Source organism: Enterobacter mori (genome assembly GCF_025244905.1).
GTDB lineage: Bacteria > Pseudomonadota > Gammaproteobacteria > Enterobacterales > Enterobacteriaceae > Enterobacter > Enterobacter mori_A.
In genome coordinates this window covers 3,617,109-3,641,991 of sequence record NZ_CP104285.1, presented here as the reverse complement: position 1 = coordinate 3,641,991, position 24,883 = coordinate 3,617,109, and the positions used below count along the sequence as shown (strand labels likewise).

Here is a 24,883-nt window from a genome sequence, read left to right as displayed (position 1 = left end):
AATTTTATACAGAGGAAAGGATTTTGTGTCAATGAGGGACAATTGCGCAGGGTGACGAAAGGCGGTGTCAGAGAAACACCGCCGGAGTGCGGACTTACATCAGGCTCTCTTTATCAATCCCCAGGCGCTTCATACGTGACAGCAGGGTGGTGCGTTTTAACCCCAGTCGTTGCGCTGCGCCTTTTGGCCCGGCAACCACGCCGTTGGTCTCTTTCAGCACGCGCATAATGAGCTGATACTCATCTTCTCCCTCTTTCGCTATCTCGGCGGCGGGCACGGTCACGTCAGGAAGAGTAACCTCAGGCAGGGAAAGCTGCAGCACATTCCCGCGCGTCAGCAGCACCGCGCGTTCGATGACGTTTTCCAGCTCGCGGACGTTGCCCGGCCACTCCATTGACGAGAGCGTACGTAACGTTTCGGCAGGAATGCTGTCGATGTTTCTGCCCATCCGCCGCGCAATCTTTGCGGTAAACGCTTTGACCAGCAGGGGGATATCTTCCGGGCGTTCGCGCAGCGGCGGCAGGAAGATCGGGAAGACGTTCAGGCGGTAATAGAGATCGCTTCGAAATTCGCGGTCAGCGACCATTTTTTTCAGGTCACGGTTGGTCGCGGCAATCAGCCGCACGTCAGTCTGGATAAGCTTGTTGCTGCCAAGGCGCTCAAACTCCTGCTCCTGCAACACGCGCAGCAGTTTCGGCTGTAGCTCCAGCGGCATATCGCCCACTTCGTCGAGGAACAGCGAGCTTTTGTCCGCCAGTTCAAAACGGCCCAAACGCTGGCTGCTGGCTCCGGTAAAGGCGCCGCGCTCGTGGCCGAACAGATCGCTTTCCAGCAGACCTGCTGGCATCGCCGCGCAGTTCATCTTCACCATCCGGCGACTGTTGCGGTTGCTCAGGTTGTGGATGGCGCGGGCAATCAGCTCTTTACCCGTACCGGTTTCGCCAAGGATCAGTACCGTGCTGTCGCTTTGCGCCACCATCTCAACCTGCTTGAGCACGCTGTACATGGCGTCGCTGCGCCCGATGATTTCGCCAAACTCGCTGTCCACGTTGTTGAGCTGTTCAGTCAGGGCGAGGTTTTCATCCACCAGCCGCTCTTTCAGTCGGTGGATCTCCTGATAGGCCAGGGCGTTATCCAGCGCGATAGAGATACGCTCGGCAATCTGGCGCAGCAGTTTCAGGTTGGCGGTGGTGAACACCCCTTCCTCGCACTGCGCCAGCTTCAGCACGCCCAGCATGGTATTGCCGGACATCAGCGGCAGCAGGCACAGGGTCTGAATTTTATTGCCCCAGGTGTTGAACAGCATTCGCTCGTACGGCGCTACCGGATCCTGCTCGTTCAGGTTGAGCAGGAGGATCTCTTTACTTTTGAAGACCCGTTCAGAAAGGGTGCCCGCTTCGTCCACTTCACTCTGCTCGTGTGCCGGATTGGCCTCATCGAGGTAGTGTGTGGAGTAGATATTCAGCTTGCCCTTGCGATGGCCGCGAAGCGCAATGCTGATGGCGTCGATTTTGAAATAGTGGTGGATCTCTTTCGAGACTTCGCTGACCAGCTCATCCATGTCAAGCCGTGACAGCACGGCGTTGGTGATGGCGACCAGAATGCGGAAGTTGTCGCGCTCGCGGCTCAACAGGTCGTAATCCACGTTATTGGTGACGCGGCTTTGGATCTGCTCTGCGACGACGGCCACAATCTGGGTAAAGGTGTGCAGACGCTCGTATTCCGCCTCGCTCCAGAGCTGGTCGGTCGTGCGAATAAACTCGCAGCCACCAAAAATATGTCCCTCCGCCGCCAGCGGCAGCATGCTGTAGTGGCCGAACGGCTGGTAGAGGTTGCTCTCCGCGAGCCGCGGCCACGCCGTGCGGAACTCCTCAAAGTTGCAGTGCAGCGCTTCCGGACGGGAGAGAATACGGCGCACCGGGCCATGCGCGAGGTACGTTTCGTCCTCGTACTCAAACGCTTTGCCGTTATCACGCGTTGAGTAGTAGCTCGCGCGATGCGTTCCGCTATGCCACAGCACAATCGCGGCGCTGTCCGCCAGCGCAGATTGCCTGACCAGCCGGGTCAGGGCATCGCTCAGCGCGCCGAGATCGGGCTGCTGTAAAAGTGTGCGCGTGATATCAAACAGGCCCTGCTGTCCAAGATCGCTCATCGGTGTATACGGCATATTGCTTTCCAATAGAAACTGGCAAAAAGAGATTCAGTGCTGACCGCTTATGGCGCGGTTCTAGCAAATTCGGGGTAAGGGTTCCGCGTGCGGCAAATCCAGCGTGCGCTTAACGCCATACAGCCCGGTCAGGCGCACCCCTTTGCGCTCAACCACTTCGCCAATGATCGCGGCGTTTTTTCCTGAGGGATGGGCGCGAAGCTGTTCCAGCACCGCTTCTGCAGCGGTACGTTCCACGCCGATCACCAGTTTACCTTCGTTAGCAAAGTTAAGCGGATCAAGTCCCAGCAGTTCGCACAGCCCGCGCACGGCAGGCTTGACGGGTAGATCGCGCTCGGTCAGCTCAATGCCGCATCCGCAGCTTGCCGCAAACTCGTGCACGACGGCATTCACGCCGCCTCGGGTGGCGTCCCGCAGGGCCTTTACGCCAGGAAGGGGACGCAGGGTTTGAATGAGCGGCGCGAGTACCGCGCAGTCGCTGCTCAGTTCGCCGTCCAGCCCTAAGCCTTCGCGCAGGTTAAGAATGGTTGCCCCGTGGCAGCCCAGCGTTCCGGTCACGATCAGTACGTCGCCTGCGCCAAGCTGCTGTGCGCCCCAGTGAATGTCGGCCGGTATCGCCCCCATTCCTGCAGTATTGATGAAAAGTTTATCCGCCGCGCCGCGCTGCACCACTTTGGTATCACCGGTGACGATAGCAATGCCCGCCTCGCGTGCGGTCTGCGCCATGCTGCTGACCACTGCGTTAAGCGTTGCCATCGGTAAACCCTCTTCGAGAATAAACCCGCACGAGAGGTAACGCGGAACCGCGCCGCTGACGGCGATATCATTGGCCGTACCGCAAATGGCGAGCTTGCCGATATCACCGCCGGGAAAGAACAGCGGGTCGATGACGTAGCTGTCGGTCGAAAACGCCAGTCTGTCACCGTGGGCGGTGAGCGTTGACAGGTCAATGCGCGCCTGGTCTTCCTGCTCGGCGAGCCAGGGGTTGTTGAATGCGTCCATAAACAGCTGATTAATGAGCTGCTGCATCGCCTGACCACCGCTTCCGTGCGCCATTTCAACCGTGTTCATGCTTCACACTCCTGATTGCGGAACTGATACCACGCGGCGCAGGCTCCTTCGGAGGAGACCATCAGCGCACCAAACGCGGTTTGCGGGTTACAGGTGTTGCCATATAACGGGCAATGATGAGGTTTGCATTTGCCGGTGAGCACCTCACCGCAGCGCGCGCGCGGATCGTCGCAGACCTGCTGCGGCTGCGGGCGAAAATGCGCCTCTGCATCGAAGGAGTGATACGCGGGAGTCAGGCGCACGCCGGATTCAGCAATCACCCCCAGACCGCGCCATTCGCTGTCGCCCTCAACGCTAAACACGTCGGCTATCGCCTGCTGCGCTCGTTCATTACCCGCATCGGGCACCACGCGGCGATACTGATTTTCCACCGCGCTCCGGGCCGCTATTTTCTGCTCAACCAGCATGGTTACGCCTTGCAGTAGATCAAGTGGCTCGAAACCAGCCACCACTAACGGACGATTGTACTGCTCAGCGATAAAACCATAGGCGTCTGTGCCAATCACCATGCTGACGTGGCCCGGTGCCAGAAAGGCGTCAATGCCGTTTTCCGGCTCCTCCAGCAGGCTGCGCAGCGTGGGAATGAGCGTAATGTGCTGGCAAAAAAAGAAAAAGTTATCGACGCTGCGTGCTTTAGCCTGCTGCAGCGTGATGGCGGTGGCGGGCATGGTGGTTTCAAACCCCAGGCCAAAAAACACGACCTTGCGTGCGGGGTTGTCCGCTGCCAGCGTCAGGGCATCCATCGGCGAATAGACGATCCGGATGTCGGCCCCGCGTGCTTTCGCCTGTAGCAGCGAGCCATTTTTCCCCGGCACGCGCATCGCGTCGCCAAAGGTGCAGAAAATGACGTTGGGCTGGCTGGCAATTTCGATGCAGCTGTCGATACGCCCCATCGGCAAAACGCAGACCGGACAGCCGGGGCCGTGAATAAACTCAATGTTTTCCGGCAGCAGCTGGTCGAGGCCAAATTTGAAGATGGCGTGAGTATGGCCGCCGCACACTTCCATGATCCGCAGCGGTCTCTCTTTGGTGTAGTCCAGCAGCGCCGCGCGCGTGTTCAGATGCCCGATAAGCTGCATCACCTGTTCCGGCGCGCGGTATTCATCAACGTAACGCATAGGCTATCGCTCCTCGCCGTACAAGAGCGCGCCCACGTCAGGCTCCACGTCGAACATATTTTGCAGGGCATCGAGCGTGTCGCGGGCTTCCGCTTCGTTAATCACGCTCATGGCAAACCCCACGTGGACAAGCACCCACTGGCCGAGACGCGATGCGCCTGTTTCATCGGTGCTGCCCACCAGCGTGAGATCGACGTCGCGCAGGATGCCGCAGACTTCAACTTTGGCCTGATGACCGTCGATGGTATGAATTTGTCCGGGGACACCTATGCACATCGTTCGCTCTCCAGCCAGTTCAGCCATGCATCCATCCCGTCGCCGCGCGTGGCGGAGACCAGCAGGATCTCAATCTCCGGGTTCACGTCGCGGGCATACGCCAGGCATTTATCCACGTCGAAATTCAGGTACGGCAGCAGGTCAACTTTGTTCAGCAGCATGATGGAGGCGGCGGCAAACATATGGGGGTACTTCAGCGGTTTGTCTTCCCCTTCGGTGACGGAGAGCACCGCGACTTTATGCCGTTCGCCAAGGTCAAAGCTCGCCGGGCACACGAGGTTGCCGACGTTTTCAATGAACAGGATCCCGTTATCCGCCAGCGGCAGACGCGGCGTGGCGTCGGCAATCATCTGCGCATCCAGATGGCAGCCTTTGCCGGTGTTGACCTGAATCGCCGGAGTGCCGGTTTCGCGAATGCGCGCCGCGTCGTTAACGGTTTGCTGGTCGCCTTCAATGACGGCGCAGGAAACGCGCTGATTCAGGCGTTTGAGCGTTTCCGTTAACAGCGTGGTTTTGCCGGAACCGGGGCTGGAGACCAGGTTCAGAGCCAGCTGTTTGCGGGCGGCAAAGCGGGCGCGGTTGCGGGCGGCGAGCCGGTTATTTTTGTCCAGTACGTTGATCTCCACCTCCAGCATCTGGCGCTGGCTCATGCCCGGCGCGTGGGTACCCGCTTCGCCGTGGCCATAGTGCAGATCGCCCTCAGAGGATTGCTGCGGCGCAAAGGTGATACCAGTTAGCGCAGCAGCAGGACGCGGGGCCGGTGAAAAGGGCGCGGAGCGAAACGCGGAGTGGGGGCGATGTTCATCCCCTTCGATATACAGGTTGCCTTCGGCGCAACCGCAGGTGCTACACATACATTACTCCTTCTCGATTTCGAGGCGTTGGATCTGCATACCGTCATCCGCCACGATCCGCAGCCCGGTACTCTGGCACAGCGGGCAGCGCTGAACCTTTGATGACAGCAGGGTCACGTACTGCTGACACTGCTCGCACCAGCACTCCGCCTGCTGCTCTTCAATATGAAGCTCGCAGCCTTCTGCCAGCGTGCCGCGACACACCAGCTCAAAACAGAAGGTCAGGGCGCTGGTCTCGACGCAGGAAAACGCCCCGACCTTCAGCCAGACGCCGGTGATGCGCTTCGCGTGGTTTTGCACTGCCTGCTGTTCGATAAGCTCCAGGGCCCGCTGGCAGAGGGTGATTTCGTGCATGACGCCTCCTCAATGAATTGCGCCATTGAATGCAATAACGGTGCCAGCTTGATTTTTGTTAGGGCGTGTCGATGTCAACGCTGTCGAAATGACACGTCGACACCGTGCGGTTGACAGTGCGAAAACGATTAAAACTTATAAAAAACATTACCTTAATAATTGGCATGGAATCTGCTTAACAGCCGCTATCTCCATTAACCGGATACCTTTTATGACTATTTGGGAAATCAGCGAAAAAGCGGATTACATCGCGCAGCGTCACCAGCAGCTCCAGGAGCAGTGGCACCTCTACTGCAACTCCCTGGTTCAGGGGATCACTCTGTCAAAGGCCCGTCTGCATCATGCGATGAGCTGCGCGGCACAGGGCGATATGCGTTTTGTCCTTTTCGGCCACTTCACCGTCTTTGTCACCCTGGCGGACAGCTTTAACAGCCACACCATTGAGTACTACGTGGAGAACAAAGAGGGTGAAAAACAATGTATTGCGAAAGCGCAGTTGATGGCTGACGGCATGGTTGATGGCTACGTCAGCAACCGCGATCGCCAGCAGGTGCTCGAGCACTATCTGGAGAAAATCGCGCCGGTTTATAACGGGCTTTATACCGCGGTTGAACACGACCTACCGGTCGATCTGAAACAGCTGACAGCGGGAAATGCATCCGCAAACGTTGCCTGATAACCAAGTGTCGAAAGTGTCGATAAGACAGTTTTTCTTCGTCAAAAATGACCATCACCTGAGGATTGCCCGGTGAACCGTTTTGTAATTGCTGACTCGACGGTCTGTATTGGCTGTCGAACCTGTGAGGCGGCGTGTTCGGAAACCCACCGCCTGCATGGGCTGCAGTCCATGCCGCGTCTGCGCGTTATGCGTAATGAAAAGGAGTCTGCTCCGCAGCTCTGCCACCACTGTGAAGACGCCCCCTGCGCAGGTGTCTGCCCTGTGAATGCCATCACCCGCGTTGATGGCGCTGTCCAGCTCAACGAAAGCCTGTGCGTCAGCTGCAAGCTGTGCGGCATTGCCTGCCCGTTCGGCGCGATTGAATTTTCCGGCAGCCGCCCGCTGCATATTCCGGCGAACGCAAATACCCCGAAAGCGCCGCCCGCGCCACCCGCTCCGGCGAAGGTGAGCACGCTATTGGACTGGGTGCCCGGCATCCGCGCCGTCGCGGTGAAATGCGATCTATGCAGCTTCGATGAGCAGGGCCCGGCCTGCGTGCGCACCTGCCCGACCAGGGCACTGATTCTGGTCAACATTCGCGACATCGCCCGCACCAGCAAGCGCAAGCGCGAGCTGACCATCAACAGCGATTTTGGCGATCTTTCGCTATTGCAGGCGCTTAACGAGGGGGCGAAATGAACGCGATATTCATGATTAACAGCGCCGTGGCGTGCTTCACTGCCGCCGCCGTGCTGGCGCTGGTGTTCTCTTTCCATAAAACCCTGAGCGGCGGGATCGCCGGTATCGGCGGGGCGGTTGGTAGCGTGATGACGCTCGCTGCAGGCGGTGTCGTCCTGATCGGCGGGCAATCTGTTGAAACACTCATGCCGCTGATTCGTCATACCGTGGCTATTACTCCGCTGAATGCCATCTGGCTGGTGACCTTTGGCCTGTGCGGACTGTTTATCAGCCTGTTCAATGTCGACTGGCACCGCCATCCGCACGCCAAAGCCAACGGCCTGCTGGTTAACCTGCTGATGGCAACGGCAGTCTGTACCGTTGTCGCCAGCAACCTCGGCGCGCTGGTAGTGATGGCGGAGATCATGGCGCTGTGCGGCGTGTTCCTGACGGGCTGCAGCGCCTCCGGCAAGCTGTGGTTTGCGCTGGGTCGCCTCGGCACGCTGCTGCTGGCGCTGGCCTGCTGGCGGGTGTGGCAACGCTTTGGCACGCTGGATTTCTCTGCGCTCAACGGGCATCCGCTGGGGAACGACGTCTGGCTGCTGGGCGTCGTTGGCTTTGGCCTGCTCGCCGGGATCATCCCGCTGCACGGCTGGGTGCCGCAGGCGCATGCGAATGCCTCCGCGCCCGCCGCCGCGCTGTTCTCTGTGGTGGTGATGAAAGTGGGGCTGTTCGGCATCATGGTGATTACGCTGACCGGCGGACAACCGCCGCTGTGGTGGGGCGTGGTGCTGCTGATTGCCGGTATGATCACCGCGTTCGTCGGCGGGCTGTACGCGCTGATGGAGCACAACATCCAGCGCCTGCTGGCGTACCACACCCTGGAAAACATCGGCATCATTCTGCTCGGTATTGGCGCGGGCGTTACCGGGCTGGCGCTCAACCAGCCGGCGCTGATTGCCGCCGGGTTTATCGGCGGTCTGTATCACCTCGTCAACCACAGCCTGTTTAAAAGCACTCTGTTCCTCGGGGCGGGCAGTGTCTGGTTCCGTACCGGCCATCGGGATATCGAAAAGCTCGGCGGGATTGGTAAAAAAATGCCCGTCATTTCGCTCGCCATGCTGGTCGGGCTGATGGCAATGGCCGCGCTGCCGCCGCTGAACGGCTTTGCAGGTGAGTGGGTGATCTACCAGTCCTTCTTCGCGCTCGGCCAGAGCGACGCATTTATCGCACGCCTGCTCGGCCCGCTGCTGGCGGTCGGACTGGCGATTACCGGGGCGCTGGCGGTGATGTGTATGGCGAAAGTCTACGGCGTCACCTTCCTGGGCGCGCCGCGTACCCGCGAAGCGGAAAACGCCTGCTGCGCACCGGTGCTGATGTGTGCCAGCGTGGTCGCGCTGGCGCTGTGCTGCATCGCAGGCGGGGTAGCCGCGCCGTGGCTGCTGCCGCTGCTGGGCAACGCTATTCCACTGCCGCTCGCGACGGCGCACACCGTCGTTTCCCAGCCGATGATTGCACTGCTTCTGATTGCCGCGCCGCTGCTGCCGTTCGTGCTGATGCTGTTCTTCAAACGCGACCGGCTCACCTCCCGTTCGCACGGGGCGGCGTGGGCCTGCGGCTACGAACACGAACAGTCGATGGTCATCACCGCTCACGGTTTTGCTATGCCGGTAAAGGAGAACTTCGCCGTCGTGCTGAAGCTGCGGCAGTGGCTGAACCCGCAGGGGTGGGTGCCGGGCTGGCAGAGTGCCGCCGCGCCCGCGCTGTTCCGTCGTCTGGCGCTGATCGAGCTGGCGGTGCTGATGATCATTGTGATTTCACGAGGAGCCTGACATGAGTTTGTTACTGGCCATTCTTCAGGCGCTGGTGCTGTTCGCCGCTGCGCCGCTGCTTTCCGGGGTGAGCCGCGTGGCGCGCGCCCGGATGCACAACCGCCGCGGACCTGGGGTGCTTCAGGAGTACCGCGATCTCTTCAAGCTGCTTTCTCGTCAGAGCGTGGCCCCGGATGCCGCAGGCTGGGTCTTCCGCCTGACCCCGTTCGTGATGGTGGGCGTGATGCTGACCATTGCCACCGCGCTGCCGGTGGTCACGGTGGCATCGCCGCTGCCTGCGCTCGGCGATCTGATTACGCTGATTTACCTCTTCGCCATCGCCCGCTTCTTCTTTGCGATTGCGGGCCTGGACACCGGTAGCCCGTTTACCGGCATCGGTGCCAGCCGCGAGGCGATGCTGGGCGTGCTGGTTGAGCCCATCCTGCTGCTGGGGCTGTGGGTCGCCGCGCAGGTCGCCGGTTCAACCCATATCAGTTTTATCACCGACACCGTTTATCACTGGCCTGTGGCGCGCTCGATCCCACTGGTGCTGGCGCTCTGCGCCTGCGCGTTCGCCACCTTTATTGAGATGGGCAAACTGCCGTTCGATCTGGCGGAAGCCGAGCAGGAGCTGCAGGAAGGGCCGCTCACCGAATACAGCGGCTACGGCTTTGCGGTGCTGAAGTGGGGCATCAGCCTCAAACAGCTGGTGGTGCTGCAGATGTTTGTCGGCGTCTTCTTCCCGTGGGGGCAGATGACGCACTTCTCCGCGGGCGGCCTGGTGCTGGCGGCTGTTGTTGCCGCCCTCAAGCTGCTGGTCGGCGTGCTGGTGATTGCCCTGTTTGAAAACAGCATGGCTCGCCTGCGTTTTGTGGAAACGTCACGCATCACCTGGGCCGGTTTTGGTTTTGCATTTTTAGCGTTCGTCTCCTTGCTGGTGGCGTGATTAAAGAGAGTATTTATGTCTGAAGAAAAGAAAGGTCAGCAGTATCTCGCCGCGTTGCATCAGGCTTTCCCCGGCGTGGTGCTGGAAGAGTCCTGGCAGACCAAAGACCAGATTACCGTCACCGTGAAGGTGAACTATCTGCCGGAAGTGGTGGAGTTTCTCTATTACCAGCAGGGCGGCTGGCTCTCCGTGCTGTTCGGTAACGACGAGCGCCAGCTGTGCGGCAACTACGCGGTGTACTACGTGATGTCGATGGAGCAGGTGGAGAAGTGCTGGCTCACCGTGCGCGTCGAGGTTGATCCGAATAAGCCGGAATACCCGTCCGTCACGCCGCGCGTGCCTGCCGCGGTCTGGGGCGAGCGCGAAGTGCGTGATATGTACGGTCTGGTGCCGGTGGGGCTGCCTGACGAGCGCCGTCTGGTGCTGCCGGACGACTGGCCGGACGAACTCTATCCGCTGCGCAAAGACAGCATGGACTACCGCCAGCGCCCGGCGCCGACCACCGACAGCGAAACCTACGAGTTTATCAACGAGCTGGGTAGCAAGAAGAACAACGTGGTGCCGATTGGCCCGCTGCACGTCACCTCTGACGAACCCGGCCATTTCCGCCTGTTCGTTGATGGCGAGAACATCATCGACGCCGACTACCGCCTGTTCTACGTCCACCGCGGTATGGAAAAGCTGGCGGAAACCCGCATGGGCTACAACGAGGTGACGTTCCTCTCTGACCGCGTGTGCGGCATCTGCGGATTTGCCCACAGCACCGCCTACACCACCTCGGTGGAGAACGGCATGGGGATCGTGGTGCCGGAGCGCGCGCAGATGATCCGCGCCATTCTGCTGGAGGTGGAGCGCCTGCACTCGCACCTGCTCAACCTCGGCCTGGCCTGCCACTTCGTCGGCTTTGACTCCGGGTTTATGCAGTTCTTCCGCGTGCGCGAAGCGTCGATGAAGATGGCGGAGATCCTCACCGGGGCGCGTAAAACCTACGGCCTGAACCTGATCGGCGGGATCCGCCGCGACCTGCTGAAGGACGACATGATCCAAACCCGCCTGCTGGCGCAGCAGATGCGCCGCGACGTGCAGGAGCTGGTAGACATGCTGCTCAGCACGCCAAACATCGAGCAGCGCACCGTCGGCATCGGCCGTCTTGACCCGGAAATCGCCCGCGACTTCAGCAACGTCGGCCCGATGGTGCGCGCCAGCGGCCACGCCCGCGACACGCGTGCCGATCACCCGTTCGTCGGCTACGGCCTGCTGCCGATGACCGTACACAGCGAGCAGGGCTGCGACGTCATTTCGCGCCTCAAGGTGCGTATCAACGAGGTATACACCGCCCTGAACATGATCGACTTTGGCCTTGATAACCTGCCGGGTGGCCCGCTGATGGTGGAGGGCTTCACCTACATTCCGAACCGCTTTGCCCTCGGCTTTGCCGAAGCGCCGCGCGGGGACGATATCCACTGGAGCATGACCGGCGACAACCAGAAGCTCTACCGCTGGCGCTGCCGCGCGGCGACCTACGCCAACTGGCCAACCCTGCGCTACATGCTGCGCGGTAACACGGTTTCCGATGCGCCGCTGATCATCGGCAGCCTCGACCCGTGCTACTCCTGCACCGACCGCATGACCGTCGTGGACGTGCGCAAGAAGAAAAGCCAGGTGGTGCCGTACAAAGAGCTTGAGCGCTACAGCATCGAGCGTAAGAACTCGCCGCTGAAATAAGGACTCGCGATGTTTACCTTTATCAAAAAAGTGATCAAAACCGGCGCGCAGACCAGCAGTTATCCGCTGGAGCCGATGCCGGTGGATAAAAACTTTCGCGGCAAGCCGGAGCACAACCCGCAGCAGTGCATCGGCTGTGCGGCCTGCGTCAACGCCTGCCCGTCGAACGCCTTAACGGTGGAAACGGATCTCAAAACCGGCGAGCTGGCCTGGCAGTTTAACCTCGGGCGCTGCATCTTCTGCGGCCGCTGCGAGGAGGTCTGCCCGACTGTGGCCATTCGCCTGTCGCAGGAATTCGAGCTGGCGGTGTGGAAGAAAGCCGATTTTCTGCAGCAGTCGCGCTTTGCGCTGTGCAGTTGTCGCGTCTGCAAGCGCCCGTTCGCCGTGCAGAAAGAGATCGACTACGCCATCGCGCTGCTGCAGCACAACGGCGACGCCCGCGCGGAGCATCACCGTGAAAGCTTTGAAACCTGCCCGGAGTGCAAGCGTCAGAAGTGCCTGCTGCCGTCCGACCGTATTGATATTACCCGCCATATGAGAGAGGCCAGCTGATGGAAAACCTACTGGGCCCGCGCGACGCTAACGGCATTCCGGTGCCGATGACGGTGGACGAATCCATCGCCAGCATGAAGGCGTCGCTGCTGAAAAAAATCAAACGCTCGGCCTACGTCTACCGCGTGGACTGCGGCGGCTGCAACGGCTGCGAGATCGAGATCTTCGCCACCCTGTCACCGCTGTTTGACGCCGAGCGCTTCGGTATCAAAGTGGTGCCGTCCCCGCGCCACGCGGACATCCTGCTGTTTACCGGAGCCGTCACCCGCGCCATGCGCTCGCCCGCGCTGCGTGCCTGGCAGTCCGCGCCGGACCCGAAAATCTGCATCTCGTACGGCGCCTGCGGCAACAGCGGCGGCATCTTCCATGACCTCTACTGCGTCTGGGGCGGGACCGACAAAATCGTGCCGGTGGATGTCTACATTCCGGGCTGTCCGCCGACGCCCGCCGCGACGCTGTACGGCTTCGCGATGGCGCTTGGCCTGCTGGAGCAGAAAATCCACGCGCGCGAGCCGGGCGAGCTGGACAACCAGCCTGCCGCCATTCTGCACCCGGACATGGTGCAGCCCCTGCGCGTGAAGGTTGACCGCACGGCGCGCAGGCTGGCGGGGTACCGCTACGGCCGTCAGATTGCTGACGACTACCTGCGCCTGCTGAGCCAGGGCGAGCATCAGGTCGCACGCTGGCTGGAGGCGGAGAACGATCCGCGTCTTAATGAGATCGTGGCGAACCTGAACAGCATCGTAGAGGAGGCGCGTATCCGATGAGTGAGACGGTGGTGTTCAGCCAGCTGAGCCGTAAGTTTATTGATGAGAACGATGCCACGCCGGATGCGGCGCAGCAGGTGGTCTATTACAGCCTGGCGATTGGGCATCACCTCGGGGTGATCGACTGCCTTGAAACGGCGCTGAGCTGCCCGTGGCCGGAATATCTGGCGTGGATTGCCACGCTGGAGGAGGGCAGCGCGGCGCGGCGCAAAATGGAGGGCGTGCCGAAGTACGGGGAGATCGTCATCGACGCCAACCACATTGCGATGCTCGCCAACGCCTTTGACGCGGCGCTCGGCAGGCAAACCCCTGCGCAGCAGGCGTGGAGCAAAACGCTGCTCGGCATGCTGCACGATATTCATCAGGAGAGCGCCATCTACCTGATGGTGAGGAGATTACGTGACTGACGTTTTACTGTGTGTCGGCAACAGCATGATGGGTGACGACGGCGCGGGCCCGCTGCTGGCAGAGATGTGCGCCGCGAACCCGCAGGGCAGCTGGGTGGTGATTGACGGCGGCAGCGCGCCAGAAAATGACGTGGTCGCCATCCGCGAATTACGCCCTGACAGGCTATTAATCGTCGATGCCACCGATATGGGGCTCAACCCCGGTGAGGTCCGCCTGATTGATCCGGACGATATCGCCGAGATGTTTATGATGACCACCCACAATATGCCGCTCAATTATCTTGTGGATCAGATCCGGGACGACGTGGGGGAGGTGCTGTTTTTGGGCATTCAGCCGGACATCGTTGGGTTTTATTATCCGATGACGCCGCCGGTGAAAGCGGCGGTGGACGTGGTGTATTCACGGCTAGCGGAGTGGGTTGGGGACGGGGAATTTTCCCGGCTCTGAACAGCGCCCGGTGGCGCTACGCTTACCGGGCCTACGGTTTTGTAGGCCGTGTAAGGCGAAGCCGCCACCCGGCAAAACAGGCTACGCAAGATCCGCTCCGTTACTCGCAATTACCTTCTTATACCACCCGAACGATTTCTTGCGCTTGCGGTCCAGCGTGCCGTTCCCCGCGTCATCTCGGTCGACGTACACAAACCCGTAGCGCTTGCTCATCTCCCCGGTGGAGGCCGAGACCAGGTCAATGCAGCCCCAGGTGGTGTAGCCCATCAGCGGCACGCCGTCTTCAATCGCGTCGCCCATCGCGCGGATGTGCTCGCGCAGGTAGCTGATACGGTAGTCGTCGTTGATCTCGCCGTTTTCATCAATGACGTCTTTCGCCCCGAGGCCGTTTTCCACCAGGAACAGCGGCTTCTGGTAGCGGTCGTACATCATGTTCATGGTGATGCGCAGGCCGAGCGGGTCGATGCCCCAGCCCCATTCGCTTACCTGAATGTGCGGGTTGCGCAGAGATTTGACGATGTTCGCCGCGCTGGTGTTGCCCGCGTTCATATCCGCCGAGGCGCAGCGCGAGGCGTAATAGCTGAACGAGACAAAGTCGACGGTGTTTTTCAGCAGTTCGTCATCGCCCGGGTCTTTCACAATCACCACCCCTTTTTCGCGAAACACGCGGGCGGAGTAGGCCGGATAGCTGCCGCGCGCCTGCACGTCGATAAAGAACAGGTTCTCGCGGTCTTTCTCCAGCGCCATCCACACGTCTTCCGGCTTGCAGGAGTACGGGTAGAAGTTTCCTCCCGCCAGCATGCAGCCGACCTGATTTTCCGGGTTCACCTCGTGGGCGATTTTGGTTGCCAGCGCGCTCGCCACCAGCTCGTGGTGTGCGGCCTGGTATTTCACCTGATCTTCGTTTTCACCTTCCTCAAACACCAGCCCCGCGCCGGAGAACGGGCTGTGCAGCATGATGTTGATTTCGTTGAAGGTCAGCCAGTATTTCACCAGCCCGTTAAATTCTTCAAAGCAGGTGCGGGCATAGCGGACGAAGAAATCGACCATCTTACGGTTGCGCCACGAGCCGTACTCCGTCACCAGGTGCATCGGCACGTCGAAGTGGCAGAGGGTCACCAGCGGCTCAATGTTGTACTTTTTGCACTCCTCGAACACCGCGCGGTAGAAGGCAATACCCTCTTTGTTCGGCAGCGGCTCGTCGCCGTTCGGGTAGAGGCGGCTCCAGGCAATTGAGGTGCGGAACACCGTAAAGCCCATCTCCGCCATCAGGGCGATGTCCTCTTTATAGCGATGGTAAAAATCAATCGCCTCGTGGCTCGGGTAGAACTCGTCGTCACGCAGCGAGAAACGCTTTTCCTTACCGACCTTCACCGCCAGGCGATTCGCGCCGTGGGGGATCATATCGACCGTGGTTAGCCCTTTTCCGCCTTCACGGTAAGCACCTTCACTCTGGTTGGCGGCAAGCGCGCCGCCCCATAAAAATCCTTGTGGAAAAACAGACATTCTTACCTCGCTTTCAATTTATGCTTCTGCTGCTTTGTTCTGAACCGGTGCGGTTTGCAGGGCGCGCGCTTTTTCAGCCTCGTCTTCGACCGGGATATCCTCAAAGCCTAAGATCAGGGTCAGAACAAACGACAGCACTACTGCCAGCCCCATCACGCCAAACACCCATACGATGGTCATCGGGTTGGCCGGGTCGAAGAACTGCACGCTGGTGAACAGCCCCGGTGCCGCCATCGAGTGGCTGGCAAGACCGGCCATGCCGGCAACCGCGCCGCAGATAAAGCCGCTGATCAGGCTCGCAATCAGCGGACGTTTCAGCCGTACCGCCACACCGTACAGCGCCGGTTCAGAGATCCCCGCCATGATGGCGGAGGCCGCCGCTGCCAGCGCCGTCTGGCGCAGCTCCGGGTTTTTGGTTTTCCACGCCACCGCCAGCGACGAGCCGCCGAGCGACAGGTTGGCGCCGATTTCCGACGGCATGACCATCCCTTCTTTACCCGTTTCGGCAATGGTCTGAATGATGGTCGGCGTAAACACGCGGTGCATCCCGGTCATCACCAGCAGCGGCCACAGCGCGCCCATGATGGCGACGGAGAGCCAGCCCAGATAGCCGTGAATGGTGTAGACCAGCGCGGAGATGGCGCTACCGATCCAGATCCCCAGCGGGCCAATCAGCACGATGGCGAGCGGGGCGGCAATCAGCACGATCAGCATCGGCTTGAGGAAGTTTTTCGTCACCGCCGGGGTGATCCGATCCACCCAGCGTTCGATGTACGACAGGCACCAGGTCATCACCAGCGCCGGGATGACGGTGTAGGTGTATTTCACCGCCGTCACCGGGATAAAGGCGAACTCAACGTGCTCGCCCTGTGCCGCTTTCGCCATCAGTTCGATAAAGCTCGGGTGCACCAGCACGCCCGCGATGGCAATCGCCAGCGACATGTTGGTTTTGAACTTCACCGCCGCCGAGGCCGCCACCATCAGCGGCAGGAAGAAGAACGCGCCGTCGCCAATGACCGTCAGGATAGTCAGCGTTGGGTCGCCCTTGCCCAGCACGCCGGTCATCTCGAGGATCATCGCCAGCAGCTTGACCATCGAACCGCCGATGATCGCCGGGATCAGCGGAGACATGGTGCCGATCAGCGCGTCGAGGATCCCGGCACCAATCCGGCGCAGCGTGAGCTTCTGCGGGCCCTCCGGTACGACAGGTTGCAGGTTAGCGGGCAGCAGGCTCACCACTTCACGGTATGCCTGAGACACGGTGTTGCCGATGATCACCTGACACTGGTTGTCATTGCGCACCACGCCGAGCACGCCGCTGATGCTTTTCAGGCGAGCGGCGTCGGTGAGGCTTTCGTCTTTCAGGACGAAGCGCAGGCGCGTCATGCAGTGGGTGACGGCGACAATGTTCTCTTTGCCGCCCAGCGCGCTAACAACGTCGTTCGCCAGCGCGGCGTAATTTTTGGCCATCGGATGTGATCCTGTTATCGTTGTGAGAAATGTAGGAAACCGGTTTCACATAATCATCATGAGTTTCTTTGAATGAAACAAGATCGCTTTTTGTACATTTTTCACATTCGTGATGACGATCACCTATCGTAAGTCAAAGCGTGATTTCGCCGCTGCGACAATTTTTTTGCAGTGCAGTACACTGCGCTAATCAGTTTCAAACGGAATAACAACATGACCACGATGCTGGAAGTGGCGAAGCGGGCAGGCGTTTCGAAAGCGACGGTCTCCCGGGTGCTGTCGGGAAATGGCTACGTCAGCCAGGAGACCAAAGACCGGGTGTTTCAGGCCATTGAAGAGAGCGGCTATCGCCCGAATTTACTGGCGCGCAACCTGGCGACCAAACGTACCCAGACGCTGGGGCTGGTGGTGACGAACACCCTTTACCACGGCGTCTACTTTAGCGAACTGCTGTTCCACGCCGCGCGCATGACGGAAGAAAAAGGGCGTCAGCTGATCCTCGCGGACGGTAAGCACAGCGCCGACGAGGAGCGCGAGGCAATTCAGTATCTGCTCGACATGCGCTGCGACGCGGTGATCATCTACCCGCGTTTCCTGAGCGTTGAGGAGATGGACGAGATCGTCGAAAAATGCGAGCAGCCAATTATGGTGCTCAACCGCCGCCTGCGGAAAAACAGCAGCCACAGCGTCTGGTCCGATCATAACGCCTCCTGCCAGGACGCCGTGTCTAAGCTGATTGCGAAAGGCCACCGGGATATTGCGTTTATCACCGGCTCACTCGATTCCCCGACCGGCGTTGAGCGTCTTTCGGGTTACCGGGCGGCGCTGATGCAGCACGGCATTCCCCTGCGCCCGGAGCTGATTGCGCAGGGGAAATGGAACCCGGCCAGCGGTGCGGCGGCAGTGGCCGAGCTGTTATCCCGTGGTGAACGCTTTACGGCGCTGGTGGCGAGCAACGACGATATGGCGATCGGTGCCATGAAGCAGCTGCACGACAGCGGTGTCGCCACGCCGGACGCGGTGTCGGTGATTGGCTTCGATGATGTGGCAATCGCGCCGTACATGGTGCCGTCTCTTTCCAGCGTGCGCATTCCGGTGACGGAGATGATCAAGGAGACCATCAGCCGCCTGATCTTCATGCTTGACGGCGGTGAGTTCAAATACCAGCAAACCTTTTCCGGTGAGCTTATCCTGCGCGACTCCGTGATCGACGGACCGTATCGGTGACGTCGACAGCTGTTATCGTCATAAGTGACGATGACAGCGCCACGCTAATTTTAAAAGCCGTTAAAAATCAAAGGATTAATAATTGGCACGGTTTATGAATATCTCCGCGCATAACTGTAATGCTGGAGAAGCAGATGAACCGTTTTATTATGGCCGATGCCAGTAAGTGCATTGGTTGCCGTACCTGTGAAGTGGCGTGCGTAGTTTCCCATCAGGCGGAGCAGGACTGCGCCTCACTGACGCCTGACACTTTCCTGCCGCGCATCCACGTCATTAAAGGCGTGAATATTTCCACCGCCGCCATCTGTCGCCAGTGCGAAGACGCACCCTGCGCGAACGTCTGCCCGAACGGGGCGATTAAACGCGAGAAGGGCTTTGTGCACGTGATGCAGGAGCGCTGCATTGGCTGCAAAACCTGCGTGGTCGCCTGCCCGTATGGCGCGATGGAGGTGGTTGTCCGTCCGGTCGTGCGCAACAGCGGTATGGGGCTGAGCGTGCGGGCGGAGAAAGCCGAAGCCAACAAATGTGACCTGTGCTACCACCGCGACGCTGGCCCGGCCTGCATGGAAGCCTGTCCGACGCACGCGCTGGTCTGCGTGGATCGCGACAAGCTTGAACAGATGAGTGCCGAAAAGCGCCGTCGTGCGGCGTTCGATACTTCAGCATCGCTGCTGTTCTGATCCGCCATGAGCAGTAACGGCGTACAGCTGCGCGTGCGTGGCAAGGTGCAGGGCGTGGGGTTTCGGCCCTTCGTCTGGCAGCTTGCGCATCAGCTTCAGCTAACGGGCGATGTCTGCAACGACGGAGAGGGCGTGCTGGTGCGCCTCGCGGGTAATGGGGGGGCCTTTACCGCGAGGCTGCATCAGGACTGCCCACCGCTGGCACGCATTGACCACGTTGAAACGCAGCCGTTCACCTGGACGAACCTGCCGGACGCGTTTGTTATCCGCCACAGCGCGGGCGGCGCGATGGACACCCAGATTGTGCCGGATGCTGCCACCTGTCCGGCGTGTCTGGCTGAAATGCGCAACCCCCGCGAGCGCCGCTATCGCTACCCGTTTATCAACTGCACCCACTGCGGGCCGCGGTTTACCATTATCCGCGCCATGCCCTATGACCGCCCGGCCACGGCAATGGCGCCATTCCCGCTCTGTGGACCGTGTGAAGCAGAGTACCGCAATCCTGCCGACCGTCGTTTTCACGCCCAGCCGGTAGCCTGCCCGGACTGCGGGCCCGCGCTTGAGTGGCGTGCAGGTGACATGACCGCTGACCGCGAGGCTGCGCTGCGCGCGGCGGTAGCGATGCTGAAAAACGGCGGTATTGTCGCGGTTAAAGGGCTGGGCGGCTTTCACCTCGTCTGCGATGCGCGTAATCCGCAGGCGGTCGCGACGCTTCGGTCACGCAAGCAGCGCCCGTCGAAGCCGCTGGCGGTGATGATCCCACATGCGGATGACCTGCCGGAGACGGTTCAGGCGCTGCTACGCTCACCTGCAGCACCCATTGTGCTCACGCCAAAAGCCTGGCTGCCCGCGTTGCCGGAAGGTATCGCGCCCGGTCTGGATACCCTAGGCATCATGCTTCCTGCGAACCCGCTGCAGCACCTTCTGATGATGGACTGCCAGCGCCCGCTGGTGATGACCTCCGGCAACCTCAGCGGCAGACCGCCTGCCATCCGTAATCAACAGGTGCTGGATGAACTGGGCAACATCGCGGACGGCTTCCTGCTGCACAATCGCGATATTCTTCAGCGGATGGACGATTCGGTGATGGATCGGGACGGTGCGATGCTGCGCCGCGCACGCGGTTTTGTACCGGATGCCATCACGTTGCCTGCGGGTTTCGAGAATATCCCCGCCATGTTATGCGCCGGGGCGGAGATGAAAAACACCTTCTGCCTGGTGCGTGGGAACCAGGCGGTGCTGAGCCAGCATTTTGGCGATCTCAGCGACGAGGGTGTCGAAGCGCAGTGGCGTTCCGCGCTGTCGGTGATGCAGGACGTTTACGCCTTCCGGCCGGAGCGCGTGGTGTGCGATGCCCATCCGGGGTATCGCGCCCGCCGGTGGGCGCAGGAACAGGCGCTGCCCGTCGAAACCGTGCTCCACCATCACGCCCACGCGGCGGCGTGCCTGGCCGAAAACGGCTGGCCGCGTGAGGGCGGAGACGTTATTGCCCTGACGCTGGACGGGATCGGCATGGGTGAAAACAGCGCGCTGTGGGGCGGGGAGTGCCTGCGGGTCAACTATCTCGCATGCGAGCGTCTGGGCGGGCTGCCTGCCGTTGCGCTGCCGGGCGGCGATCTGGCGGCGCGGCAGCCGTGGCGCAATTTACTCGCCCACTGCCTGGCGTTTGTCCCTGACTGGCAACAGTATCCGGAAACGCGCGCGGTACAGTGCCAGAACTGGCCGCTGCTGGCGACGGCGATCCAGCGCGGTATCAACGCGCCGCGAGCCTCATCCTGTGGTCGCCTGTTTGATGCCGTCGCCTGTGCGATTGGTATCAATGCGCAATCCTGGGAGGGTGAAGCCGCCTGCAGACTGGAAGCGCTGGCATCGCAGTGCGCGGGCGTCGACCATCCGGTGACGCTGGATGCGGGTAACCTCGCGCTTTTCTGGCAGCAGTGGCTGGCCTGGCAGGCTGAGCCGTGCGAGCGCGCGTGGGCGTTTCACGACGCGCTGGCAAAAGGGCTGGCAGAACTCGCCGCGCTCCATGCCCGACGCTTATCGCTGTCGACAATCTGTCTCAGCGGCGGCGTGTTGCACAACCGTTTGCTGCGCGCGCGCCTGCGTCATTATCTTTCTGACTTTACGCTTCTTTTTCCTTCGCACCTGCCTGCAGGTGACGGAGCGATCTCCTTCGGGCAGGCGGTGATCGCCGCTGCCCGGTCATGTTCACAAAGGACTTAAAATGTTACGACTCTTACGCAATGAACCTCGCGCCGCGCTTCTGCTGCTGGCTCTGGTAATGGCAAACCTGCTGGCCTGGGGATGGGCATGGCACACCTTTAGCGGCAGCACGGCGCTGATGGCCGCGAGCCTGCTGGCGTGGTGCTACGGGCTGCGTCACGCGGTGGACGCCGATCACATCGCGGCCATTGATACCGTGACGCGTAAGATGATGCAGCAGGGCAAACGCCCGTCCGGCGTGGGGGCGTGGTTCTCGCTGGGGCACTCCACCATCGTGGTGCTGGCCTCCATTGCCATCGCCGCCACCGCAACCGCGTTTCAAAAAAACATGGAATGGTTCCACGAAACCGGCAGCCTGATTGGCACCGCCGTTTCAGCCACTTTCCTGCTGGCGATGGCGCTGGTAAACATGGTGATCCTGCGCGGCGTGTGGCGCAGTTTTCAGGCGCTGAAAAACGGCAGGCCGGTACAGGGCGATATTACGCTGCCTGCGCAGGGCGGCGTCATGAACTGGTTGTTCGGCAAAACCTTCCGCCTGGTCAATAAAAGCTGGCAGATGTATCTGGTAGGCTTCCTGTTTGGCCTCGGGTTTGATACTGCGACGGAAATCGGCGTGCTCGGGATCTCTGCTGCCAGCGCTTCCAACGGGATGTCGGTGTGGTCAATCATGATCTTCCCGGCGCTCTTCGCCAGCGGCATGGCGCTGGTGGATACGCTCGACAACCTGCTGATGGTCGGTGCCTACGGCTGGGCGTTTAACAAACCACAGCGCAAGCTCTACTACAACATGACCATCACCGGCACCTCCGTGGTGGTGGCGCTGTTTATCGGCGGGCTGGAAGCGCTGGGTCTGCTGATGGACAAATTCGCCCTCAGCGGCGGCGTCTGGGATCTGATTGGCGCGGTGAACGACAACCTGGGCAACGCCGGGTTTGTGGTGGTCGGGTTGTTTGTCGCCTGCTGGCTGGTCTCCATGGTCAACTACCGCTGGCGCGGCTACGACGCGCTGGTCGTACATTCCTGAGTTGTCGCTAAATAAATTGAGTTTATTAATAAAAATCGCCATGATGATGTTCAAAATAAGCGAGTAAGCATTGATTTTGAGCATGGAAATGAAATTCGTATCTTTTTGTTTATCTTAATTATAGATTTCGAATGTTCATATAAATTATCATTTAATGGATTATGGCGATGATTTACCTTATTTGTATTTATCTTGCTAATAGATTGCGCAAAAAAAAGCCCCGGGACATCGGGGCTGCGGACAATAAAATCCAAAGGTTAAGTCAGCGTGGCAGAAGACTCCGGGTTAAGCGGGCAGCGATTTCAGCAGAGCGAAAGCCTCCTTCATCCGATCCTCGCTGACCACGAAGGCGTGTACCTGACCGTCGACATCCACACCGCGCGCGATCATTCCCTGCGGCTCGAGGGTGATTTGCCAGTTCAGATCCTGACGCTGCGTTTCGCCTGCGAGATGCAGCGGTAATTCCGGCGTTTTTACTTTGACCAGCATGGCGGGTAATTTCAGCGGCGCGCTTCCGCCGAGCAGGTTTTTCGCCAGATACATCGCGCTTAATTGAATCGGCTGTAAAAAAGGCAGCACTTGACCGTTAATTTCAGCGCAGTCGCCTAACGCGTAAATATCGGGCTGCGTGGTTTGCAGGTAGCTATTTACCTTCACGCCACGGCCTGTTTCGGCCCCGGCGCGATGCGCCAGCGCGGTTTCCGGGCGTAGGCCCGTCGCCGCGATAACCGCATCCACCTCAACGCTGCGGCTGCGGTCGAGCGTGGCACGAATGCCGCCTTCGGTTCTGCTCAGGGTGTGCAACTGTGATTTCAACAGCAGATGGACGCCCATGTCGGTCAGACGATGCTGTAAGCGACTGCTTACTTCTGCGGGCATCAGCGCCGACAGAATGCTCGCCGCGTGGTCAACCAGGGTGACGGATTTGCCCGCCCGGCAGAAATCCATCGCCAGCTCGGTGCCTATCAGCCCGCCGCCGACAATCATCACCCGTTGCGCATCGCGCAACAGGGTTTCACTGGCCTGATACTCCTGCTGGCTGTTGAGGGTGATCATCAGCTCGCGCCCCTCAATCGGCGGCACAAACGCAGAGGCACCCGTGGCCAGTACCAGCCTGTCGTACTGCCAGGTTTTCTCTTTTGCTTTCACTACGTGGGCTTCGGCGTCGATATCGGTGATCCAGGTGTACGGGAACAGGCGCAGGTTAAACTGCTCTGCGAACTCCCCCGCCGTCTGGCGGGTGAGATCGTCGGCGCGCTGATTTTGGCTAATGACGTGGCTTAGATCAGGCTTGTTATACTCGTCCATGCTGTCGGCGGCAATCACCGTCAGCGGCACGCTGGCATCCTGCTTGCGGATATTTTTCACCAGCTGCCGAGCGGCAAAGCCCGAGCCGATGATGACGATACCGTTGTTCATTTTGCCTCCGTACCCAGTTCGTCAAAGACGTCTTTACCGAGGGAACATTCCGGGCAGAGGAAGTTGTCCGGCACGTCGCGCCACGGCGTGCCCGGGGCAACATCCTGCAATGGCTCGCCCAGTTCCGGGTCGTAGATCCACTGGCAGACGCTGCACTGCATGCGCGGGCCGAGATCGGCGGCTGCCGCGGCGGCACAGGCGCAGGCTTCCTGCTGTTCGGTTGGTGCTGCCGCCACTTCCGGCAGCGCAGCGAGCGCCCACTGACGGGCAATGTCGCGGCCATGCTGGCGGCAGATCTCCAGGGCGTCGATATCCGGACGCCATTTCGCCTTCAGGCTCAGGGACATTTCAAAACCCGCATCCTGCAGACGGGTAGAAAGACGGTCTACCGCGCCGCCGCTCCAGCCGTGGGAGCCGAAGGCGCTGGCTCGCTTGTTGCGAAAACGCAGGCCGGTCATCTCTTCCACCAGGCCGGCAATTTTCGGCATCATCACGTTGTTCATGGTGGAGGTGCCCACCAGCACGCCCTTAGAGCGGAACACGTTGGTCAATACCTCATTCTTATCGCTGCGCGCCACGTTGAAGATTTTCACCGCCACGTTCGGATCAACCTCGTTGATGCCCTGGGCAATAGCGTCCGCCATCATGCGGGTGTTGTTGGACATGGTGTCGTAGAAAATAGTGATGCGATCTTCCTGATAGTCCGCCGCCCACTTCAGGTACAGCTCGACGATCTGGGTCGGGTTCTCACGCCACACCACGCCGTGGGAGGTGGCAATCATGTCAACCGGCAGGTTGAAGCCGAGGATTTCGGTAATTTTTGGCGTCACCAGACGGCTGAACGGCGTAAGGATGTTGGCGTAGTAGCGCTGGCACTGCTCGAACAGTTCGGTCTGATCCACTTCGTCGTTGAACAGACGCTCATCGCAGTAGTGCTGGCCGAAGGCGTCGTTACTGAACAGCACCGCGTCGCCGGTCATGTAGGTCATCATGCTGTCTGGCCAGTGCAGCATCGGGGTTTCCACGAAGATCAGCTGTTTGCCGTTGCCGATATCCAGGGAATCACCTGTTTTCACGGTGTGGAAATTCCACTCCGGGTGGTGGTGATGGCCGTTAATAGAGTCAATCGCGTTGGTGGTGCAGTAGATAGGCGTGTTCGGAATGTAAGACATCAGTTCGGTCAGCGCACCGGCGTGATCTTCTTCCGCGTGGTTGATGATGATGTAGTCGATGGCGTCCAGGTCGATTTCGCTGCGCAGGTTTTGCACGAACTCGCGGCTGAACTTGTGATCGACGGTATCGATCAGCACGTTTTTTCCTTCGCGGATGAGATAGCTGTTGTAGCTGCTGCCGCGCAGCGTTTTGTATTCCGTCCCGTGGAAATCGCGCACTTCCCAGTCACGTTGACCCACCCAATGAATGTTATTTTTAACCAGAATAGACATAGCAACCTCTACGTAATACAGCATTTTCAAATAAGATGTTTTGCTTATATCAAGTTG

23 protein-coding genes are annotated in these 24,883 nt (G+C 60.1%); 13 read left to right on the top strand and 10 right to left on the bottom strand.

What is annotated here, in order from left to right; translation table 11 throughout:
- Nucleotides 1–94 precede the first annotated feature (94 nt).
- From flhA to hypA, 6 genes are read right to left on the bottom strand one after another with little or no spacing between them, the layout of a single operon-like run.
- Nucleotides 95–2,167, bottom strand: coding sequence for a formate hydrogenlyase transcriptional activator FlhA (gene flhA, locus N2K86_RS17140; protein ID WP_260659399.1), 2,073 nt, complete (start codon nucleotides 2,165–2,167; stop codon nucleotides 95–97).
- 60 nt (nucleotides 2,168–2,227) lie between these two features.
- Complete coding sequence (gene hypE / locus N2K86_RS17135; protein WP_260659398.1) at nucleotides 2,228–3,238, bottom strand: hydrogenase expression/formation protein HypE; 1,011 nt, start codon at nucleotides 3,236–3,238, stop codon at nucleotides 2,228–2,230.
- Complete coding sequence (hypD, locus tag N2K86_RS17130; protein WP_260659397.1) at nucleotides 3,235–4,356, bottom strand: hydrogenase formation protein HypD; 1,122 nt, start codon at nucleotides 4,354–4,356, stop codon at nucleotides 3,235–3,237. Before hypD ends, hypE begins: the two co-directional genes overlap by 4 nt.
- A 3-nt stretch (nucleotides 4,357–4,359) precedes the next feature.
- Nucleotides 4,360–4,632 (bottom strand): HypC/HybG/HupF family hydrogenase formation chaperone, encoded by a 273-nt coding sequence (locus N2K86_RS17125; protein ID WP_260659396.1) that lies wholly within the window; start codon nucleotides 4,630–4,632, stop codon nucleotides 4,360–4,362.
- On the bottom strand, nucleotides 4,623–5,486 hold the full coding sequence (hypB, locus tag N2K86_RS17120) for a hydrogenase nickel incorporation protein HypB (protein WP_260659395.1): 864 nt from the start codon (nucleotides 5,484–5,486) through the stop codon (nucleotides 4,623–4,625). The genes N2K86_RS17125 and hypB overlap by 10 nt, the downstream gene beginning before the upstream one ends.
- A 3-nt stretch (nucleotides 5,487–5,489) precedes the next feature.
- Nucleotides 5,490–5,840 (bottom strand): hydrogenase maturation nickel metallochaperone HypA, encoded by a 351-nt coding sequence (hypA, locus tag N2K86_RS17115; RefSeq protein ID WP_260659394.1) that lies wholly within the window; start codon nucleotides 5,838–5,840, stop codon nucleotides 5,490–5,492.
- Nucleotides 5,841–6,051: 211 nt separating this feature from the next.
- Here hypA and hycA point away from each other — a divergent pair, with 211 nt between their 5' ends.
- From hycA to hycI, 9 genes are all read left to right on the top strand, one after another.
- Nucleotides 6,052–6,516: a formate hydrogenlyase regulator HycA gene (hycA, locus tag N2K86_RS17110; protein ID WP_260659393.1), complete on the top strand. Its 465-nt coding sequence runs from the start codon at nucleotides 6,052–6,054 to the stop codon at nucleotides 6,514–6,516.
- Nucleotides 6,517–6,588: 72 nt separating this feature from the next.
- A complete protein-coding gene (locus N2K86_RS17105) occupies nucleotides 6,589–7,197 on the top strand; it encodes a 4Fe-4S dicluster domain-containing protein (protein WP_089601242.1) in 609 nt (202 codons plus the stop codon).
- On the top strand, nucleotides 7,194–9,008 hold the full coding sequence (gene hycC / locus N2K86_RS17100; protein ID WP_260659392.1) for a formate hydrogenlyase subunit 3: 1,815 nt from the start codon (nucleotides 7,194–7,196) through the stop codon (nucleotides 9,006–9,008). The genes N2K86_RS17105 and hycC overlap by 4 nt, the downstream gene beginning before the upstream one ends.
- Nucleotide 9,009: 1 nt before the next feature.
- The gene (locus N2K86_RS17095) at nucleotides 9,010–9,933 is read left to right on the top strand and encodes a respiratory chain complex I subunit 1 family protein (RefSeq protein ID WP_260659391.1); all 924 of its coding nucleotides are present in this window, start codon (nucleotides 9,010–9,012) and stop codon (nucleotides 9,931–9,933) included.
- Nucleotides 9,934–9,948: 15 nt separating this feature from the next.
- Nucleotides 9,949–11,658, top strand: a complete 1,710-nt coding sequence (hycE, locus tag N2K86_RS17090) for a formate hydrogenlyase subunit HycE (protein ID WP_260659390.1) — start codon at nucleotides 9,949–9,951, stop codon at nucleotides 11,656–11,658.
- Nucleotides 11,659–11,667: 9 nt separating this feature from the next.
- Nucleotides 11,668–12,210, top strand: a complete 543-nt coding sequence (locus tag N2K86_RS17085; RefSeq protein WP_260659389.1) for a formate hydrogenlyase complex iron-sulfur subunit — start codon at nucleotides 11,668–11,670, stop codon at nucleotides 12,208–12,210.
- Nucleotides 12,210–12,977 carry a formate hydrogenlyase subunit HycG gene (gene hycG / locus N2K86_RS17080; protein ID WP_032648040.1) on the top strand — a complete coding sequence of 256 codons (768 nt, stop codon included), beginning with the start codon at nucleotides 12,210–12,212 and terminating at the stop codon, nucleotides 12,975–12,977. Before N2K86_RS17085 ends, hycG begins: the two co-directional genes overlap by 1 nt.
- Nucleotides 12,974–13,384, top strand: a complete 411-nt coding sequence (locus N2K86_RS17075; RefSeq protein WP_260659388.1) for a formate hydrogenlyase maturation HycH family protein — start codon at nucleotides 12,974–12,976, stop codon at nucleotides 13,382–13,384. The genes hycG and N2K86_RS17075 overlap by 4 nt, the downstream gene beginning before the upstream one ends.
- Nucleotides 13,377–13,832, top strand: coding sequence for a hydrogenase maturation peptidase HycI (hycI, locus tag N2K86_RS17070; RefSeq protein ID WP_260659387.1), 456 nt, complete (start codon nucleotides 13,377–13,379; stop codon nucleotides 13,830–13,832). Before N2K86_RS17075 ends, hycI begins: the two co-directional genes overlap by 8 nt.
- 81 nt (nucleotides 13,833–13,913) lie before the next feature.
- On the opposite strand, the gene N2K86_RS17065 is transcribed toward hycI, so the two are convergent.
- Together N2K86_RS17065 and ascF are read right to left on the bottom strand one after the other, a co-directional pair.
- On the bottom strand, nucleotides 13,914–15,338 hold the full coding sequence (locus N2K86_RS17065; protein WP_260659386.1) for a 6-phospho-beta-glucosidase: 1,425 nt from the start codon (nucleotides 15,336–15,338) through the stop codon (nucleotides 13,914–13,916).
- 18 nt (nucleotides 15,339–15,356) lie between these two features.
- Nucleotides 15,357–16,808, bottom strand: coding sequence for a PTS cellobiose/arbutin/salicin transporter subunit IIBC (gene ascF / locus N2K86_RS17060; RefSeq protein WP_260659385.1), 1,452 nt, complete (start codon nucleotides 16,806–16,808; stop codon nucleotides 15,357–15,359).
- A gap of 213 nt (nucleotides 16,809–17,021) precedes the next feature.
- Between ascF and N2K86_RS17055 the strand changes: the two genes are divergently transcribed.
- From N2K86_RS17055 to N2K86_RS17040, 4 genes are all read left to right on the top strand, one after another.
- A complete protein-coding gene (locus tag N2K86_RS17055; protein WP_260659384.1) occupies nucleotides 17,022–18,035 on the top strand; it encodes a LacI family DNA-binding transcriptional regulator in 1,014 nt (337 codons plus the stop codon).
- A 134-nt stretch (nucleotides 18,036–18,169) separates the two neighbouring features.
- The gene (hydN, locus tag N2K86_RS17050) at nucleotides 18,170–18,715 is read left to right on the top strand and encodes an electron transport protein HydN (RefSeq protein WP_174340997.1); all 546 of its coding nucleotides are present in this window, start codon (nucleotides 18,170–18,172) and stop codon (nucleotides 18,713–18,715) included.
- Nucleotides 18,716–18,721: 6 nt separating this feature from the next.
- Nucleotides 18,722–20,938: a carbamoyltransferase HypF gene (gene hypF, locus N2K86_RS17045; RefSeq protein ID WP_260659383.1), complete on the top strand. Its 2,217-nt coding sequence runs from the start codon at nucleotides 18,722–18,724 to the stop codon at nucleotides 20,936–20,938.
- Between the two features lies 1 nt (nucleotide 20,939).
- The gene (locus tag N2K86_RS17040; protein ID WP_260659382.1) at nucleotides 20,940–21,962 is read left to right on the top strand and encodes a HoxN/HupN/NixA family nickel/cobalt transporter; all 1,023 of its coding nucleotides are present in this window, start codon (nucleotides 20,940–20,942) and stop codon (nucleotides 21,960–21,962) included.
- A 285-nt stretch (nucleotides 21,963–22,247) separates the two neighbouring features.
- Here the strand turns inward: N2K86_RS17040 and norW are convergent, their stop codons facing one another.
- A complete protein-coding gene (gene norW / locus N2K86_RS17035; RefSeq protein ID WP_260659381.1) occupies nucleotides 22,248–23,381 on the bottom strand; it encodes an NADH:flavorubredoxin reductase NorW in 1,134 nt (377 codons plus the stop codon).
- Nucleotides 23,378–24,826, bottom strand: a complete 1,449-nt coding sequence (norV, locus tag N2K86_RS17030; RefSeq protein WP_260659380.1) for an anaerobic nitric oxide reductase flavorubredoxin — start codon at nucleotides 24,824–24,826, stop codon at nucleotides 23,378–23,380. Before norV ends, norW begins: the two co-directional genes overlap by 4 nt.
- Between the last annotated feature and the right edge of the window lie 57 nt (nucleotides 24,827–24,883).